General features: G+C 46.9%; 12 protein-coding genes. 2 read left to right on the top strand and 10 right to left on the bottom strand.

The window, feature by feature from the left end; all coding sequences use genetic code 11:
* Positions 1–30: 30 nt before the first annotated feature.
* From ACL6C3_RS30050 to ACL6C3_RS30010, 9 genes are all read right to left on the bottom strand, one after another.
* Positions 31–690 carry an LON peptidase substrate-binding domain-containing protein gene (locus ACL6C3_RS30050; RefSeq protein ID WP_413163750.1) on the bottom strand — a complete coding sequence of 220 codons (660 nt, stop codon included), beginning with the start codon at positions 688–690 and terminating at the stop codon, positions 31–33.
* A gap of 111 nt (positions 691–801) precedes the next feature.
* A complete protein-coding gene (rpsJ, locus tag ACL6C3_RS30045) occupies positions 802–1,110 on the bottom strand; it encodes a 30S ribosomal protein S10 (RefSeq protein ID WP_198012903.1) in 309 nt (102 codons plus the stop codon).
* 291 nt (positions 1,111–1,401) lie between these two features.
* Entirely contained in the window at positions 1,402–2,631 is a 1,230-nt protein-coding gene (gene tuf, locus ACL6C3_RS30040; RefSeq protein WP_413163748.1) for an elongation factor Tu, read from the bottom strand.
* Between the two features lie 154 nt (positions 2,632–2,785).
* Positions 2,786–4,879 carry an elongation factor G gene (gene fusA, locus ACL6C3_RS30035; RefSeq protein ID WP_413163747.1) on the bottom strand — a complete coding sequence of 698 codons (2,094 nt, stop codon included), beginning with the start codon at positions 4,877–4,879 and terminating at the stop codon, positions 2,786–2,788.
* 75 nt (positions 4,880–4,954) lie between these two features.
* Entirely contained in the window at positions 4,955–5,425 is a 471-nt protein-coding gene (rpsG, locus tag ACL6C3_RS30030; RefSeq protein ID WP_413163746.1) for a 30S ribosomal protein S7, read from the bottom strand.
* Between the two features lie 81 nt (positions 5,426–5,506).
* Positions 5,507–5,878, bottom strand: a complete 372-nt coding sequence (rpsL, locus tag ACL6C3_RS30025) for a 30S ribosomal protein S12 (protein ID WP_413163745.1) — start codon at positions 5,876–5,878, stop codon at positions 5,507–5,509.
* Positions 5,879–6,631: 753 nt separating this feature from the next.
* Positions 6,632–6,961, bottom strand: a complete 330-nt coding sequence (locus tag ACL6C3_RS30020; protein WP_413163744.1) for a HesB/IscA family protein — start codon at positions 6,959–6,961, stop codon at positions 6,632–6,634.
* A gap of 128 nt (positions 6,962–7,089) precedes the next feature.
* A complete protein-coding gene (locus ACL6C3_RS30015; RefSeq protein WP_413163743.1) occupies positions 7,090–7,509 on the bottom strand; it encodes a phosphomannose isomerase type II C-terminal cupin domain in 420 nt (139 codons plus the stop codon).
* Between the two features lie 694 nt (positions 7,510–8,203).
* On the bottom strand, positions 8,204–10,114 hold the full coding sequence (locus ACL6C3_RS30010) for a phosphodiester glycosidase family protein (protein WP_413163741.1): 1,911 nt from the start codon (positions 10,112–10,114) through the stop codon (positions 8,204–8,206).
* 889 nt (positions 10,115–11,003) lie between these two features.
* On the opposite strand from ACL6C3_RS30010, the gene gltB reads away from it, so the two are divergent.
* Together gltB and ACL6C3_RS30000 are read left to right on the top strand one after the other, a co-directional pair.
* Complete coding sequence (gltB, locus tag ACL6C3_RS30005; protein WP_413163739.1) at positions 11,004–15,716, top strand: glutamate synthase large subunit; 4,713 nt, start codon at positions 11,004–11,006, stop codon at positions 15,714–15,716.
* 952 nt (positions 15,717–16,668) lie between these two features.
* Positions 16,669–17,649 (top strand): glycosyltransferase family 2 protein, encoded by a 981-nt coding sequence (locus ACL6C3_RS30000; RefSeq protein ID WP_413163737.1) that lies wholly within the window; start codon positions 16,669–16,671, stop codon positions 17,647–17,649.
* A gap of 133 nt (positions 17,650–17,782) precedes the next feature.
* Here ACL6C3_RS30000 and ACL6C3_RS29995 read toward each other — a convergent pair whose 3' ends face one another.
* On the bottom strand, positions 17,783–18,379 hold the full coding sequence (locus tag ACL6C3_RS29995; RefSeq protein ID WP_413163735.1) for a DedA family protein: 597 nt from the start codon (positions 18,377–18,379) through the stop codon (positions 17,783–17,785).
* Positions 18,380–18,862: the final 483 nt, after the last annotated feature.

The following is an 18,862-nucleotide window of genomic DNA, read 5'->3' as shown; positions in this document are numbered from 1 at the left end:
CTCAAAAAAAATAACGGGTTTTTAATGGACTTAGTTGGGATCGACCGGATTCTCAAAAGTGTCTTTGAGAACGGTTTTAGCCGCCAAGTGACTGCGAGTTGAACTCAAGATTTCCGCTTCCCGTTGTAAACGAGCGGCGGTATCTTGCAGTTCTAAAAGGGCTTGTTGTTCTGCGGGTACGCCATAGAGGTTACTCGCCACCCAGTAGGAGAGTTCTGTGGGCAAACTGGGAATATCTTCGGGAAGTTTAATGCTCTGGTCCATCAATTTACTGGAGAGGCGAACCACATCTCGCAGCAAGCCTTCAACTTCCGTTGCTAAAGGTCTCAGATCTTGTTGGGGGGGTTCGTCTTCTATCCATTCAACCAACCCCACCAGATAGGGTTTTTCTCGAACAGTTTCCAAAACGCGAAACCGTTGCTGTCCCAGGGTGATCATTTTCAGGCGATCGTCGGGTAAGCGCTGATGCTGAATGATTTCGGCACAGCAACCCACGGAAGCGACTTGACCTTGAGTCGGATCGAACATGAGAACCCCAAAGCGGCGATCGCTTTCGAGGATCGTGTTCATCATAATTCGATAACGAAACTCAAAAATATGCAACGGCAGAGGTATGGCGGGAAATAGAACCACTTCCGGGAGTGGAAACAGGGGGAGTTCTCGAACTGCTATTGAGGAAGATGATGCCATTGTCCGTTTATGGTGTGCGCTTCTTTATTTTACTTTAACGGATTTGTTTCCCCTGTTCCGAACTCAAGTTTCTATTTTTTGGTGTCTGACTGGCAACGGGATGGCTGGACTCTAGAGTTTGACCTCAATATCGACCCCGGCGGGTAAATCCAATTTCATCAAAGCATCAATGGTTTTAGACGAAGGCTGATAGATATCGATGATGCGGCGATGAGTGCGTGTTTCAAAATGTTCTCGGGAATCTTTATCGACGTGAGGAGAACGAAGTACACAATAAATGCGTCGTTTTGTAGGTAGGGGAATGGGGCCGATCGCCGTTGCACCGGTGCGGTTGGCAGTATCGACGATTTTTTCACAAGAGGTATCCAGCAGACGACGGTCAAATGCTTTGAGGCGGATACGAATTTTTTGCTGTTGAATTGTAGCCATTTACTTTTAAGTTTTCCAGGTTCAGTGCAAGTTTTTAACGACTCGTGTTGAGGTTGTTACCTTAAACTCAAGACAACATTGAAATTTTCACCCTTGAGAATTCGGGTGAAACGTACCCTTTGTCAGTGTAGGGATGGAAAAATTTGCTGTTTGTTCTCTAATCTTTGGACAACAGCCAGATCTACACCGGGATAAACAGCCCGTCTAAATTCCCTTTGTGGGTTAACAACCGGGAGTTCAAGACGAGCCGTTTATTTGATCAGTGTTTGGAGGCTACCATGCCTACTTCACAATTTTAGACACAACACCGGCACCGATCGTCCGTCCACCTTCACGAATCGCAAAGCGCATCCCTTGCTCAATTGCGATCGGAGTGATCAGAGTCACGTTCATTTTAATCCGGTCTCCGGGCATGACCATTTCTACGTTGGAACCATCATCAGCGGTGTAGCTGTCGATCGTACCGGTTACATCGGTGGTCCGTACATAGAACTGAGGACGATAGCCGGAAAAGAAGGGTGTATGACGACCGCCTTCTTCTTTTTTGAGAACATACACCTCAGACTCAAATTGAGTGTGAGGGGTAATGCTACCGGGTTTAGCGAGTACCATACCCCGAGCGATATCCGCTTTTTGCAGACCCCGCAGTAACAGTCCGACGTTATCTCCAGCCATTCCTTCTTCGAGGATCTTCTGGAACATTTCCACACCCGTTACAGTTGTGCTACGAGTATCTTTGATACCAACCAATTCAACGGTTTCACCCACCTTGATTTTACCCCGTTCGATCCGGCCTGTAGCTACCGTACCGCGACCTGTGATGGAGAAAACATCTTCTACCGCCATCAGGAAAGGCTTATCAACCGCACGTTCCGGGGTGGGAATGTATTCATCGACGTTATCCATAAGCGCGTAGATGTAATCTACCCACTCGTCATCTCCCCGTGCAATTTTAGGATTACTGCTCAACGCTTCTACAGCCTTGAGAGCGGAACCCGCAACAATGGGGATATCATCGCCGGGAAAATCGTAAGAACTCAAGAGTTCGCGAACTTCCAGTTCAACGAGTTCGAGCAACTCTTCGTCATCGACCATATCTTTCTTGTTGAGGAAAACCACCAAGCTGGGAACACCCACCTGACGGGCCAACAGAATATGCTCGCGAGTTTGGGGCATGGGGCCATCTGCCGCCGAAACCACCAGGATCGCCCCATCCATTTGAGCGGCTCCGGTGATCATGTTTTTCACATAGTCCGCGTGTCCGGGGCAATCAACGTGAGCATAGTGACGCTCTGCGGTTTCATACTCAACGTGAGCGGTGTTGATAGTAATACCCCGAGCTTTTTCTTCAGGAGCCGCATCAATATCTTCATATTTACGAGCTTTGGCTCCACCACCTGCCGCTAGGGTCATGGTAATTGCAGCAGTCAGAGTGGTTTTACCGTGGTCAACGTGACCGATGGTACCGATGTTAACGTGGGGTTTAGTCCGTTCAAATTTTGCGCGTGCCATATCCTACTTGATCTTTGATTCGAGATGTTAGATGTTGAATGATTGAGGCTAAAACCTGATAACTCGAGATTGAGTCTGAGGGAACAGAAGGCGTTCGGAGCCAATCTGTATTTTATCTTCTCACGCCGCACAACTGCCCCCTCTCAACTGTTAATTATTCGCCTTTGCTTTTGGCAATAATCGTTTCAGCCACACTGCGAGGAACTTCTTCGTAATGGCTAAATTCCATCGAGAAAATTCCCCGGCCTTGGGTATTGGACCGAATATCAGTCGCATAACCAAACATTTCCGCTAAGGGAACTTTCGCCGTCACCTTAGCCAGACCTTGTGACTGATCGGTTTCCTGACCCTCGATTTGACCTCGACGGGAGTTCAGGTCGCCGATGACCGTGCCAATAAAATCGTCCGGCACTTCCACCTCAACCTTCATCATTGGCTCTAAAAGCACAGGTGAGGCTTTCTGAACCCCTTGCTTGATTGCCATCGAACCCGCAATCTTAAAGGCCATTTCTGAGGAGTCTACATCGTGATAGGAGCCATCGACTAAAGTCGCTTTGACGTCAATCAAAGGATATCCAGCGATGACACCGGATTCACAAGCTTCTTTCATCCCCTCTGCTGCCGGGTTAATGTATTCTTTTGGAACCGAACCCCCGACAATTTTAGAGACAAACTCAAAGCCGCTTCCGGGTTCGCCCGGTTCTAGCTCGATCACAACATGACCGTATTGACCTTTACCCCCACTCTGGCGGATAAATTTGCCCTCAGTTTTAACGGCTTTGCGGATGGTTTCGCGATAAGCCACCTGCGGTGCGCCCACATTGGCTTCGACCTTAAACTCTCGCAACATCCGGTCTACCAGAATCTCCAAATGGAGTTCACCCATTCCGGCGATCACGGTTTGGTTGGTTTCCGGGTCGATGGAGACGCGGAAAGTGGGGTCTTCCTCCGACAGAGATTGCAGAGCCTTGGAGAGTTTCTCCATGTCTTGCTTGGTTTTCGGTTCGACCGCAACGGAAATTACCGGCTCGGGGATGAACAGAGATTCCAGAATAATCGGAGATCCATCATCACAGAGCGTATCTCCAGTTAAGGTATCTTTGAGACCCAAAGCGGCTCCCAAATCTCCCGATCGCAGTTCGTCCACTTCAATCCGATCGTCTGCTTTCAACACAATCAAGCGAGAGATCCGCTCTTTCTTGTTTTTGGTCGAGTTGAAAACATAGCTTCCCTTCTGAAGTATGCCCGAGTAAACCCGAACGAAGGTCAAACGACCGTAAGGATCGGCCATAATCTTAAATGCCAATGCAGACAAGGGAGCCTCGTCATCGGCGGGACGTTCTTGTTCTTCTCCACTCGGAAGAGTACCTTTAATCGCCGGCACTTCGGTCGGAGCCGGGAGATAATCCACCACAGCATCCAACAACCGTTGTACGCCTCGGTTTTTAAAGGCCGAACCGCACAAGATCGGAACAATGCTTCCGGCAATCGTTGCTTTACGGATCGCACTGCGAAGTTCCTCTTCTGTGGGAAGTTCTCCCCCTTCTAAGGATTCGAGGTACTTCTCCATGATGAACTCATCGGCTTCTGCCAACGATTCCAGCATTTTTTCCCGGTATTCGGCGACCAAATCCCGAACATCTTCTGGGATTTCATCGGTTTCTTGGATGTCGGTCCCCAAATCATTGGTGTAGATATAGGTTTTCATCGCCACCAAGTCTACCAAGCCCCGGAAGTCACTTTCGCTGCCGATGGGAACTTGGATCGGAACGGCGTTGGCTCTCAAGCGATCGCGCACTTGCTCGTAAACTTTGAAAAAGTTTGCCCCGGTGCGATCCATCTTGTTAACAAATGCAATCCGAGGAACTCTATAACGTTCTGCTTGTCGCCAAACGGTCTCGGATTGGGGCTGAACGCCACCAACCGAGCAAAAGACCGCAATCACCCCATCTAACACCCGCATCGAACGTTCAACTTCAATCGTGAAGTCTACGTGACCGGGAGTATCAATGATGTTGATCCGGTGATCTCTCCAACTGGTACTGATTGCGGCAGCCGTGATCGTGATACCACGCTCCCGCTCTTGAGCCATCCAGTCCGTTACCGCAGTACCTTCGTGGACTTCACCCATTTTATGAACCACACCCGAATAAAACAGAATTCGTTCGGTTGTGGTTGTCTTGCCCGCATCGATGTGGGCTGCAATACCAATATTACGTACTCTCTCAAGCGGGATAGTACGTGCCACAGCTACCTCCTTTTTAAGCCTTCATTAAGATTCTATCTGTTTGCGGAAATCACTGCTATCCCCACCTGATTAATTTTAGTACCGATAATGGGCAAAGGCTTTGTTTGCTTCTGCCATCCGGTGGGTTTCTTCCCGTTTGCGAACCGCACTTCCGGTTTCGTTGGCCGCATCCATTAGCTCGTTAGCCAGTTTCAACGCCATTGTCCGACCGGAACGCTGTCTGGAATAATTGATGATCCAGCGCAACGCCAAGGTGGTTCCCCGTTCTGAGCGAACTTCCATCGGCACCTGGTAAGTTGCACCACCGACCCGTCTGGCTTTCACTTCCACCAACGGAGTCACGTTTCGCACTGCTTTTTCAAACAGTTCTAACGGTTCGGCTCCGGTTCGTTCTTCGATAATTTTCATCGCATCATAAATAATTTTATAAGCCAGGGATTTTTTTCCATGCCTCATAATGCGACGAACCATCATACTGACTAGGCGGCTATTATACACCGAGTCTGGGGGAACGGGACGCTTTTGAACTACTCTACGGCGAGACATACCTAATTTTTACCCTAATTTCTTTTGATTATTAGTCATTTCCACAGGCGGCATCGTCGGCTGACGACTTCGATTTTTATTTTACTTCGGACGTTTCGCCCCATATTTTGAGCGTCCTTGACGGCGGTCTTTTACGCCGGCTGTATCCAAAGTTCCTCGAATAATGTGATATCGGACTCCGGGTAAATCTTTTACCCGACCTCCACGAATCATCACCACCGAGTGTTCCTGTAAATTATGACCAATTCCTGGAATATAAGCCGTCACTTCAAAGCCTGATGTTAATCGTACCCTCGCGACTTTACGCAGTGCAGAATTAGGTTTTTTCGGCGTAGTTGTATAGACTCTCGTACACACTCCTCGGCGTTGCGGACAACTCTTAAGAGCGGGTGATTTTGTCTTTTTCTGAGATTGTTCTCGTGCAGATCGAATAAGTTGCTGTATAGTGGGCATGAGTTATAACATATTCCCTCAAATCGGCTTTTTCTCGTTTCAGAGTGATTTTGACTCACTCCCCATCCCTTTAGCGGGGAGATTTTTGTTGTTGTTTATTGCTGGATAAAACCAGAGCAATCGGATTTCTTCCGACCCCTAGCTTCGGTTTTTTCTCTAGCGTTTTCCGGCTTCGGATTTCCCCGGCTCAAGACGTTCTCGGCAGTTTTTCCGGCTTTTGGATACTGTTTTTATTCAATATCCACAATCTCTAGCCCTCCTTTCCAAACGTTGAATACCGCATTAAGATATTAATTCAGATCGGCGTGCTAGGATATTTCAAAGATTGGATCTCCACCGTTAACCTACGGCGACACCCGTTTTCCTCATCATCTAGGGGTTGATGGGGGATACCTTCAAATTTTTGTTGAGCTGCCGAATTTGAGCCATTGCCTTGTTCAATTGAGTTCAATTTTCTCTACACCTCAATCACTCTTGGCTGTAGAGGCTGGGATTTTCTTGGGCAAGAAACTCTCCTGGCTAAAAATTGACAATTATTACATTTGACCCAGACAATCTCTCCAAATTTTACCTTTCTTTGACTTGGCTCTTTTAAAGATTCGGCTTTCCGCTCCTTCGAGCAGAATATATCTTTCCGCCTTTAGCGGGCAGAACACTATACCGAATTCTTCAATTATTTTGATACCCAAATTGTTACTATAGGTAATAAAACCAGATTTTGTCAAGGGTGTTCCCGGAAATTCTTAAAATTTCTTAAGCTTTCCCCTCAAACGAATGACTACAACCACAGGTTTGAGTCGCATTGGGATTATTGAAGCGAAATCCGCCGCCCATCAAATCCTCGGAGTAATCTAAAGTCAACCCCCGAACCTGGCTCAAACTTTGGGTATCAATCACGACTTTGATCTCACCACAATTATAAACCCCATCGTCGGGCTGTAAAGCGTCATCAAAGGTCATCTGATAAGACCAACCCTTACATCCTCCGGGCTGCACCCGCAAGCGAAACAAAACATCAGCGTTCTTTTGCTTAGACTTCAGACGCAACACTTCACGAGTTGCAGCTTGGGTAATTTGTATCATCACTAAAACAACAAGATCAAAACCCTTGAAAAACCGGAGACTAGAACGCAGTTGGGCTAATCAGCGCCCCATACACCCCGATCTAATCCCCAGTTCTTCAACAATGATATTATTATATTTTGTGTGTTTTATTTGCTTTGAGCCGGAGCGCGAGAATAATCATCTTGGAAACGAACGATATCATCCTCACCCAGATACTCACCATTTTGGACTTCAATCAAAATCAAAGGAATCACCCCAGGATTTTCCAAACGGTGAGAGGTACACTGGGGAACATAAGTTGATTGATTGGCAAACAGAATTTCTTCGCGATCGCCACAAACCACTTTAGCCGTTCCAGAAACAACAATCCAGTGTTCGCTGCGATGGTGGTGCATTTGTAAACTGAGGCGGTGTCCGGGATTCACTTCAATCCGCTTAATCTTATAACCCGGACCTTCTTCAAGAGTTGTAAAAGATCCCCAAGGACGCAACTCGGTAGAAGCAACAATTTGAGAAGAAGTTTTCAAAGAGTTCGGGCTTTGAGCCTTTTCTTGGATAGCTACCATAATAATCTTTATCTCACAGAACGACTTGACAACGGGATTTTAGTAAATACACCTAGACATCAGCCACTGTACCTAATTGGAGTCGGAAGAGAATCATCCCCACCAACATCACCATAGAGCTTGCCTAAGTGGTCGCTCCAGTTCGGGGTTAGCTTGACTCAACCTGCTGAAGCTCACAAGTTGATCTCTAGAAGCACTAGGCTTTGGAACGAGTTCGGCGAACCTGTCACCTCTTAGACGCTAACAACAAACATAGCAAATCGATCTGGGGAACTGTCATCCCTGATTTTACGGATTATCAGCAAATTTTACCCAATCTTTACTTAAGTACAGTTCGGTTTACAAAACCTTTGTGAACGATATGGGTTGAACTACGTTGAACAGGAAGAATCCTACACTTCCAAAGCATCCAGCCTTGATCGCGATCAAATGCCTATCTATAATGCCGATAATCCCGTCAAGCCCAAGTTTTCGGGGAGACGAGTTAAGCGTGGATTGTATAAGAGTGCATACGGTCATTTGATTAACGCTGATTGCAACGGAAGTTTAAATATCGGTCTCAAAAGTAAGCATAAACTCAGTTTTGAGCGAGTGTCTAGGGTCTGTTTGACGCAGCCAGTAAGGATTAACGTCCTTCAAGAATCTGAGATTATAGCGCAAGCTTAGTCTTAGAGTACGTCAATTCGACTAGCATTTAAGGTTGCCAAAACACACCCAATCCATTGTGAACCGGCGCCGCCGTTTGAGGAGGTCGATCGATCAAATCCCCTCCCAAATACAAACTCGTCGAACTTCCCCCATCCAAATTTAGCCCCGAAACCGCCCCCAATTCTTGCAGAATTCGAGCCAGTTCAGTTAAACTCGGCCCGGACCCCAGAGGACGATTGTGAACCGCAACCAAAAGAAGCTTGTTTTCACCCGTTCTCCCCACCGCACTCCGAATCGCCCGTTGGTTGCTAAACGCCTCGCTAAAGCGTTCTGCGGGGGCATCGAGTACAATTTGACCCGATCGCAATAACAGCGGCCCTGCGGCTAAAATTTGCGGGTATGCTTCCCAAACCGGGGGTTGAGTTTCGCTCTCAATCTTAACTTCCGTCCCCACCGGAATTTGAGCCAATCTCGCAATATTATTGCGGATCACGAGTAAATAATCATCGCCGACAATGGGAACCGGAAGCTTAACCGGTCTTTCTCGCAATAAATGCTCAACAACCCGATGATTGCGGGTAAGCATCGCCCATTCGCGATCAATCACCGGAACGTAGGTCGAACCCCAGTCCGAAGTATAACGAGAAATACCCGCTTCGACATATCCACTATTGAGATGTAAAATCGGGAAACGCTCCCCGCTCGGGGTAACTAACGTTTCCAAACGGGTCAGACGATCGATGTAAATTTCTCCTTGATCCGTCCAACCGATCGCCCCCCGGTTGAGAATGGGACTGGACAACCAGCGTCCTTGACGGCGAATGGCACCGAGGGGAAACAGGGTATTTCGATTAAAAAATCCCCCGTTAATGGCGGCGACAGCTTGCGATCGCGAAGCGGTTATTAGCAAAGGCGCCAATCCCACACGGGAACTATTGCGGCTGAGAATGGGTTCTAGGGTTCGCTGAGGGGGGTCAAGGTCAATTTCCAGCCAATAAACAGGAAAACGGCTAGAAGCAAGGCGATCGGCGGATTGGGGATCGGGAATTTCGATGTATTGCTGTCGCCAACGCAACCCCGGCATCCACAGGATATCGCGTTCGACTAGAAAATCGGGTCGAATTTCAAGAATCAGCCGATCGGGATCGGTTACGGTCGAAACCACCGGACGCCAACCGACGGGAACATTAAACACCAGAGAGGTTCGATCGCGATCGTCAACCACTTTCAGTCCGGTCAGAGGGTTCTCCGAGAGGGCGGGAAATGAACCGATAAGCCCTCCATCGGGTTGTGCGGCTAAATTCATCCTCCAAGTGGTTAGAGGGGGAACGGAGGGCGAATTGGGGTCATCTGCTTGCAGGTTTTGAGGAGAGTTGGCAGCCGGAGCGATTTCGGGATGTTGCCAAACGACAGGCCGATCCAATGTTATCTCTAATTTTCGGTAACTCGGGAGTAGTTCGGGAGAAACCGGCAAATTCACCGAAGGCGAAAGGGGATGTTCCTCGATGGCTTGAATAGTGGCTTGGGGGGTGACAATTTCGAGGCGAGTTCCGACGACCGAAAGATCCCATTGTCCCTTTTGAGCTAAAGCGGTAATATCTAGATATCGGTGCGGTGAGTCGGGAAAAACGGGTAATCTCAGAGGGAAAGAGTCTGCTGAGGAAAACCACTGAATCGGTTGAATACTGCTATCATTTGTGTTCAGTAGGTCTAAGCCGAAAAGCCTCATTAACCCCAGATCTCGAATTCCCACTCGTAGCGGTTCAGCTTCCGAGGTTTGCCATTGAACCCAAGCCAAATCTAATTTTTGGTGATTCAGTTCAATAGAAGAACCCTGTCGAACGATTTTGAGGGCTTCAGAGCGAGCTTGTGCCGAAGAACTCTCAAAGCCAAATACCAGAAAGAAAGCAGTACAGATAGCAATGTACTGAGTAGAAAGCCAGATTGATTGAAACATGAAATTAAGTCAGTTGGGCTTAAAGGTTAAATTTTTGAGAAGTCTGACCTTCAAACGCCGCAGACCCGTAAAGACACAACAGAGACGAACTCAGACGTTAGAATTGATATTCACGCTACACTCGGCTTGAGTGTATCCTATGACTACACCATCAGAAAACGGTCGGGACGCTATGCAGCTTATATCCCCGTGTTCTAGGTTACATAATCACTCGAGGTAGATCGGTTTAGATCATTCTAGTATCGTGTGTTCGGTATCGGCCGAATGCCGGGGAGCAGGTGTCCTTAGTGGAAATCAAAGTCTGCGGACTTCAACAGATCGACTTTTAGAACCTTTTGGGGGTCTGGAGGTATCGATGAAGGAAGCAGCAAAGTGTACAGGGTCAGGTTTGGTGAGTCCTTATCGGTGATTGGGGTGAGAACATGATCAATCAACGAGGTGACAGCATCTCGGCTCGTCGAGTCCGGTGGCAATATTGCCCCTAACAGAGCAATCTGGAGGTCAAAGACATTCAACCTGCAATTTCTACCTCAACTCTAAGTCTATACCAACTGAAATTGACACTTGAATAGATATCTTTTTAGTGACTCCGAGGAATGGAAATTTTGCCCGTTTTTCTTTATCCTAAATTACTTACAATTTCTATCACGCTTCCGGCATCGGGGAACTTCACACGCGCTTTTGGCGAGGGGTCAACCCTAAGCGTGAATATCGATAACTTGGTTAGGAACAATAACTCTATTCACTGCGTTGAAGCACACAAATGGGTCAGCAAGTCGCTGTTCTACCCCAAACGGCTTCTTGCATCTGTAGTCGTTTTGGGTACCCAAAGCGTTCGCGACCGTCGTGCGGTCAGCGTATCTTAACAGTAGCTTACGAAATTTGCGACATGGATCACATCAACACAAGCGAGAATCAAAATCAAGGGATGACAGTCAAAACGAACAGTCATCAACATCAGGGTATGGTTAACACAGGTGTCCCCTACGGCGGTCAACGCTGGTTGGTCGAAGAACGAGATGCTTGTGGGGTGGGTTTTATAGCCAATCCATCGGGTGTAGCTAGCCATGATATTATCGAAAAATCCTTACCCGCCCTCACCTGTTTGGAACATCGGGGCGGATGCAGCGCTGATTATGACTCGGGAGATGGCGCCGGGTTGATGAGTGCTATTCCTTGGGAAATGTTGCAGCAGTCCCCAGAATTGTCCGAACTTCAGTCAAAGTCGGTCGAACAGCTACACGAAGCCTATGGGGTGGCAATGGTGTTTTTACCCCCCGAGGAGTCGGAGGCGGTTACAGCCCGTCAAATTATTGACGAAGCACTCAAGGCCGAGAATTTGACGAATGTAGGGTGGCGGAAAGTTCCCGTTAATCCCGATGTATTGGGGCCGCAAGCGCGAGAAAATCAGCCTTCCATCGAACAGTTTGTCGTTTCCTCAAATACCGATAAGACGGGAGACGCTTTTGAGCGACAATTATATCTGGCACGGCGTTCGATAGGGGATGCTTTGGAAGCCAAAGGGTTTGTTTGGGGACAAAATGTATATATTTGTTCCTTCTCCTGTCGGACAATTGTCTATAAAGGCATGGTGCGAAGTGCGGTTTTGGGAGAATTTTACCTCGATCTGAAAAATCCCGCCTACAAGAGTGCGTTTGCGGTCTATCACCGACGCTTCAGCACCAATACCCTCCCCAGATGGCCCCTAGCTCAACCGATGCGTTTACTGGGTCATAACGGCGAAATTAACACCCTTCTGGGTAACATTAACTGGATGCGGGCATCCGAAGGAACCCTCGCTTCCGAGACTTGGGGAGAACGCCTAGAAACGTTAAAACCGTTTGTGGATGCGACCAATAGCGACTCCGCCAACCTCGATAATGTGATGGAGTTGTTGGTGCGAACCGGTCGGACTCCCCTGGAAACCTTGATGATTATGGTGCCGGAAGCCTATAAAAATCAACCCGATCTTCAGGGACGGGAAGAAATTGTCGATTTTTACGAATATTACAGCGGTTTACAAGAACCCTGGGACGGGCCGGCTTTGCTGGTGTTTAGCGATGGTAAACAAGTCGGTGCCACTCTAGACCGCAACGGTTTGCGTCCGGCGCGCTACTGCATTACCAAAGATAATTTAGTGATTGTCGCTTCCGAAGCCGGAGTGGTCAACATCCCCGAGGAAGATATCGTCGAAAAAGGCCGTTTGGGACCCGGACAAATGTTGGCGGTTGACCTGGAAAGCCACGAAGTTCTCAAAAACTGGGAAATTAAAGAACGCATCGCAGCCCGTCACCCCTATCGCGAGTGGTTGGACAATTATCGGGTAAACTTAGAACCCCAACCCTTTGCTGAACAAACCGAATTTGATCCCCAAACTCAGTTAAGACTCCAAACCGCTTTCGGCTACGGTTCGGAAGACTTGGATATGGTGATCGCGGATATGGCAAGCTTGGGGAAAGAACCGACGTTTTGCATGGGCGATGATATTCCCCTGGCGGTGCTTTCCGACAAACCTCACTTGCTGTATGATTACTTCAAACAGCGGTTTGCTCAGGTGACAAACCCGCCGATCGATCCGTTGCGCGAATGGATCGTCATGTCGCTGAATATGCAATTGGGTCAGCGGGGAAATTTACTCGATCCCCAACCCGAAAATGCTCGGATGCTGAAAATAGAGTCTCCGGTTCTTAATATTGCTGAACTCGAAGCGATATGTCAAAGCGATTTTCAAAGTATCAAACTGTCAACTTTGTACCCGGTTTCTACAGGCCCGAATGGACTGTCAGACGCGATTAAACACCTCTGTCAACAGGCGGAAAATGAAGTTCGCAATGGCAAAAAAATTGTCATTTTAAGCGATCGCAATCTTAGTGCAGATTTGACTTATATTCCGCCTTTGTTGGCTGTTGGTGCGGTTCACCATCATTTGATCGCAACCGGTTTGCGCTGTCAAGCCTCTTTAGTCGTAGAGACAGCCCAATGTTGGAGTACCCATCATTTTGCCTGTTTAATTGGTTACGGGGCTTCTGCGGTTTGTCCTTATTTAGCGTTAGAAAGTGTACGCGGATGGTGGTTACAACCGAAGACTCAAAAGGCGATCGAACAGGGTAAATTATCCCTGAGTTTGGCCGAAGCGCAAAAGAATTATCGCAAAGCGGTAGAAGGCGGTTTGTTAAAGATTCTCTCGAAAATGGGAATTTCGCTGCTGTCTTCCTATCACGGCGCCCAAATTTTTGAAGCCATTGGAATAGCCGGAGATTTGTTGGAATTGGGCTTTAAAGGGACAACCTCGCGAATTGGCGGTTTAACCGTTGGCGAATTGGCTCAAGAAGTTAACCAATTTCATTCTAAGGCGTTCCCGGAAACCGAACAGAAAAAACTGGAAAATTACGGTTTTGTCAACTTCTTCAAACGGGGCGAATATCACAGCAATAACCCCGAATTGGCAAAAGTTTTACACCAAGCTGTTCGCAGTACAAACGGCAACGGTAAGGGTGCGGAATTGCCCGGATATGACCACTATCAAACCTATCAGCAATACCTCGAAGGTCGCCCGGTTTCGGCACTGCGAGATCTGCTCGATTTTAACAGCGATCGCGAACCAATTCCCCTCGAAGACGTCGAATCGGTGGTGGAAATTGTCAAACGCTTCTGTACCGGCGGAATGTCGCTCGGGGCGTTATCTCCAGAAGCCCACGAAACGTTAGCGATCGCCATGAACCGACTTGGCGGAAAGTCCAACTCCGGCGAAGGCGGCGAAGATCCGGCCCGGTTTAAGGCGTTGGATGATGTCGATGATCAGGGCAATTCGGCTAGCCGTCCCTATTTGAAAGGGTTACGCAACGGCGATAGCGCAAGTTCGGCCATTAAACAGGTCGCCTCGGGGCGGTTTGGGGTGACTCCCGAATACTTGATGAATGCTCAATCAATTGAGATTAAAATCGCTCAGGGGGCCAAACCCGGAGAAGGCGGACAGTTGCCGGGTAAAAAGGTGAGCGCCTATATTGCCATGTTGCGACGCTCGAAACCGGGTGTAACGCTGATTTCTCCGCCCCCCCACCACGATATTTACTCGATTGAGGATTTGGCGCAACTGATTTTTGACCTGCACCAAATTAACCCCCAAGCAATGGTATCGGTGAAGTTGGTGGCTGAAATTGGTATCGGTACCATTGCGGCGGGAGTCGCCAAGGCAAACGCCGATTACATCCAGATTTCCGGTCACGATGGCGGCACCGGGGCGAGTCCGTTATCTTCGATTAAACACGCCGGTACGCCCTGGGAATTGGGCTTGACTGAGGTTCATCGGGTGCTGATGAATAATAAGCTTCGCGATCGCGTGCGGTTGCGGGTTGATGGCGGCTTAAAGTCCGGTTGGGATGTGATCATGGGCGCTCTGATGGGAGCGGAAGAATTTGGCTTTGGGACGATTGCCATGATCGCTGAAGGCTGTATTATGGCTCGGATTTGCCACACCAACGGCTGTCCGGTGGGCGTGACGACTCAGCGGGAAGATTTGCGGAAGCGTTTCCCCGGTACGCCGGATCATGTGGTGAATTTCTTCTATTTTGTTGCTGAGGAAGTCCGGCAGTTGTTGGCGCGTTTGGGCTATCGTTCGCTGACCGAGATTATGGGGCGTTCGGATTTGCTGAAAATGCGCGAAGGCGTGAAACTGACCAAGACGCAAGGGATTAATCTTGATTGTTTGATGAATTTGCCCGATACTCGTACTGACCGAGATTGGTTGAACCATGAGGGCGTTCACAGCAACGGTCCGGTGTTGGATGATGTGTTGCTTGAAGATGCGGATATTGCTACGGCGATTCGTAACCAGGGTACGGTTAACAAAACGGTTCGTCTGGTGAATACAGACCGCACGGTGGGGGCGCGAATTGCTGGAAAAATTGCCTCGATGTACGGCAATACCGGATTCTCGGGACAAATTAGCCTGAAGTTTACGGGTTCTGCGGGTCAGAGTTTTGGGGCGTTTAATTTGCCGGGTATGACGCTGACGTTGACCGGGGAAGCGAATGATTATGTCGGTAAGGGAATGCACGGCGGCGAGTTGATTATTAAGCCTGCCGACGAGGTTAGTTATGACCCCTCTGAAAATGTGATTATTGGCAATACCTGCCTCTACGGGGCAACCGGAGGAACGCTTTATGCTTTGGGTAAGGCGGGCGAACGGTTTGCCGTGCGGAATTCGATGGGACGGGCGGTGATTGAAGGCGCTGGCGACCACTGTTGTGAGTATATGACGGGCGGTGTTGTGGTTGTGTTGGGGGCTGTTGGTCGCAATGTGGCGGCCGGTCAAACTGGCGGTATTGGCTATTTCCTCGATGAAAATGATCAGTTCCCGGAACGGGTTAATGGGGAGATTGTTAAGATTCAACGGGTTTGTACTCCGGCAGGGGAAAAGCAGTTGAAAGACCTGATCGAACAGCACGCCGAACGCACCGGAAGTCAAAAAGCACGGACGATTTTGGCGAATTGGTCCGAGTATTTGCCGAAGTTCTGGCAGGTTGTACCGCCTTCTGAGGAGAATAGCCCAGAAGCGAGTGCGGAAGGATCGACGGAAAAAGTTGCGGTTGCGGCTTCTTAGTTGATTGTTTCGCTTGAGTGATTCTTAATTTACGTTTGTAGGTCGGGCGACAGTTTGTTGCCCTCTTTTTTTGTTTGGTTTGATATCATCTCGGACTAATCAATCCGAAGTGCTGTAGGGGCGGGTTCATCCTCGATTTTGATGACCACTCCGAGATTGAATTAAACCCGCCCCGCCCCATAACATCCATTAATCAACCGGAGATCATATGAGATGAAAAACTGGGTTTCTGGGATGTACAGATGATCTCGGTGGCGGGTTCTTTACCAATTCTTTACAAAGATTGTCTTAAACTTTATATAACCCGGTATACTTCCTTTGGGATGTTGATGTAAGCTGTAAGCTAGCTTGTTAAACTGTGAGTAAAAAGGGTTGTTAACGTCTCACATTTAAAAATTTTTAGTGAAAGAAAACTGGATATAAACAAGCTGAATTAATCTAAACATAAAGTTAAAGGGGGTTGGATATTAGAAGTGTTTATCCTTAGCCATCGGCCGGGTTAATAGATTGGAGCCTTCCCAGGAAAGCTTTTTCCTCCCATCTCATCAGCGGGGATTGGATTTGTTTGGGCGAAATCTCCTCCGGTTTGAATGTTCAAAAGACCGTTAAGTATCAAGAATCCTTGATATTTTGGCAGATGTTTATCGTTCAAAACTTAATAAAATATTTGAATTTTGGCTGGGAAAGTAACCTTTTTTTGTAATTATTTTAATAAAAATTTACAAACAATAGATTTTTTTTCTGAATATATACAAAGCCTTGACAAATCTAAAAAAGGGAGATTAAAATCAACAGTCAAATCGAGTAATACTATCGATCAACTGTTTCTCGAAATATATAAAGTTCGTTTTTTTCTGGGTGCTTGTGAGTAACAGTCAGATATATTTTTCATGTAAATCTACTTGACTTGGGTGTCATGAATAGCAACTCAAATTTTCGCATCTACCCGACTATGAATAACTCACTGGCAGACGAAAAGGCTCCTAAAGTTGTGATCGGTTTGCCCGTTTACAACGGAGAAAATTATCTGCGATCGGCGATCGAATCAATTTTGGATCAAACCCTAACCAACTTTTTGTTAATTATCAGTGATAATGCCTCAACCGACGCAACAGAGGAGATTTGCCGCGAATATGCCGATCGCGATCGCCGGATTATTTATCACAGACAACGGGAAAATTTAGGCGCCGCACCCAACTATAATTTTGTCTTTCAACCGGGGTTGGCTCCCTATTTTAAATGGGCTGCCCATGATGATGTTTTAGATCCCGATTATCTGCGTCAATGTGTTGAGTTACTTGATAATAATCCTCAATGTTCAGTGGCTCACAGTCTTTCTTATCAAATTAATGGGAAAGGTGAAATCTACGGAACTCACGATAAAGATTTACGCTTAAATGGATCGCGTCCGAGCGAACGGTTTTGGCGGGTTTTGTGGGCGAATCACTTCACAGAAATTTTTGGAGTGATGCGATCGGATTTATTGGTTCAAACTAAACTTCATGGGAGTTATGTGGGAAGCGATCGCAATTTAATGGCGGAAATTCTTTTACTCGGTGATATGGGATATGTTGAAGAACGTTTATTTCTGCATCGGGTTCATTCCCAATCTTATATGGCAAAGCTCAAAGATAACGCCAGTCGGTTAAAATGGTTTAATCCTAAAGTTAAAACTCCCGGACGTTTGGCAGGTTATGTCAAGTTTAAAGAATATCTCGATGGGATTACGCGGCTACCTTTACCCGTGAGTGAGCGAGTTGCTTGTATGAACAATTTAGTCGAATGGGGAATGCGACGGGGAGTAGAGGTTATGGTTGGCGATCGCGATGCTTATCGCAAAAAGTTACTTCGTAAGTATGCTTGGTCTCAAGCCCCATCTAATTTCACGGCTAACTTAATAGAAACGACTGCCAAAGATCGGAAAGCGGCATAAATTTGCCTAAGATCAACTCGGCAACAAACAAAGGGCAAAGTTGATCGGTAGATTCCTAGCTTTGCCCAATCCAATTTAATTTTAACTCACTTATAACAGGTCTTCCAGTGTAAACGGTTAAAAAATGAAGAATTTATCGCTTTTTTCGTTTGTAGAACCAGATGGTAATTCCAACGGCTAAAATCACAAATACAATCACAGAAATTGGAGTGGTAAATTGTTTCACTAAAGTATAGTTATCTCCGAGCCAATACCCGACAAACGTTAACAAACTAATCCAAACAATTGTGCCGAAAGTCGAGTAAATTAAAAAGGGCAATAACGGCATATTTTGTAAGCCGGCCGGAATAGAAATATAAGTGCGAATTCCGGGAATAACTCGACCTAAAAACACCACCAAATTTCCGTAGCGACGAAACCACTGTTGAGAACGTTCGAGGTCATCTGTAGAAATCGCGATCCATTGACCCCGCAATTCAATCCATCTTCTTAGTTTCTTTTCTCCCCAATTTTTACCCAAATAATACCAGGGTAACGCCCCTAAAATCGAACCCATTACACCGGATAAAATTACGCCGAAAAAGTTCAATTCGCCCTGAGCGATTGTAAAACCCGCCAAAGGCATAATCACTTCCGAAGGAATGGGAGGGAAAATGTTTTCTAATAACATCAGCAGGACAATTCCCACATATCCCCAAGTCACAATTCCTTGATTAATCCAGTCTAACATAGGTTAAAATTGAAGAAAATTTTCAAAACTAACAATCAATTTTAATTCAAATTTATCAAATCTCAATCTAATTTGAGAGCCAAAGAAAACTTTTATGCCTTTGGATAGAGATCTGGAGATCGGTTTCAGGTGTCGGGTGTAGGGTGTGAGGGATTGGCGATAATAATATAAAATCAAATAAGTACCCGGACATCAATAAACAGCTTTGTATTAAAAAAGATTAACAACTACTGAAACCCTTTTCTTTTGCTTGTCTATTGCCAGAACCCTCTTAACGGCACAGTTAACTTTAATTTTGTCCGACTACTTATAATAATCAGGGTTTACCGCTTAAAAGATCACCTATTCCTAGCGATAGATGAAAAAAAGACAGATTAAGCTTAAACTATTTCAATAGTAATAAAATAATTGAAAATCACCCCAAAGATTGAATCGATATCGATTTTCAAAACGCTACATTGGTTACAAAGAACAAAAGAACAG

This window comes from Capilliphycus salinus ALCB114379 (genome assembly GCF_047276495.1).
Taxonomy (GTDB): Bacteria; Cyanobacteriota; Cyanobacteriia; order Cyanobacteriales; family Microcoleaceae; genus Capilliphycus; species Capilliphycus salinus.
This window is presented reverse-complemented; position numbering and strand designations above follow the sequence as displayed.

Coding starts and splice junctions, on each gene's coding strand:
- ACL6C3_RS30050 (WP_413163750.1), bottom strand. CDS start 690: ATGGCATCATCTTCCTCAATAGCAGTTCGAGAACTCCCCCTGTTTCCA.
- tuf (WP_413163748.1), bottom strand. CDS start 2,631: ATGGCACGCGCAAAATTTGAACGGACTAAACCCCACGTTAACATCGGT.
- rpsG (WP_413163746.1), bottom strand. CDS start 5,425: ATGTCTCGCCGTAGAGTAGTTCAAAAGCGTCCCGTTCCCCCAGACTCG.
- rpsL (WP_413163745.1), bottom strand. CDS start 5,878: ATGCCCACTATACAGCAACTTATTCGATCTGCACGAGAACAATCTCAG.
- ACL6C3_RS30020 (WP_413163744.1), bottom strand. CDS start 6,961: ATGATACAAATTACCCAAGCTGCAACTCGTGAAGTGTTGCGTCTGAAG.
- ACL6C3_RS30015 (WP_413163743.1), bottom strand. CDS start 7,509: ATGGTAGCTATCCAAGAAAAGGCTCAAAGCCCGAACTCTTTGAAAACT.
- ACL6C3_RS30010 (WP_413163741.1), bottom strand. CDS start 10,114: ATGTTTCAATCAATCTGGCTTTCTACTCAGTACATTGCTATCTGTACT.
- gltB (WP_413163739.1), top strand. CDS start 11,004: ATGGATCACATCAACACAAGCGAGAATCAAAATCAAGGGATGACAGTC.
- ACL6C3_RS30000 (WP_413163737.1), top strand. CDS start 16,669: ATGAATAACTCACTGGCAGACGAAAAGGCTCCTAAAGTTGTGATCGGT.
- ACL6C3_RS29995 (WP_413163735.1), bottom strand. CDS start 18,379: ATGTTAGACTGGATTAATCAAGGAATTGTGACTTGGGGATATGTGGGA.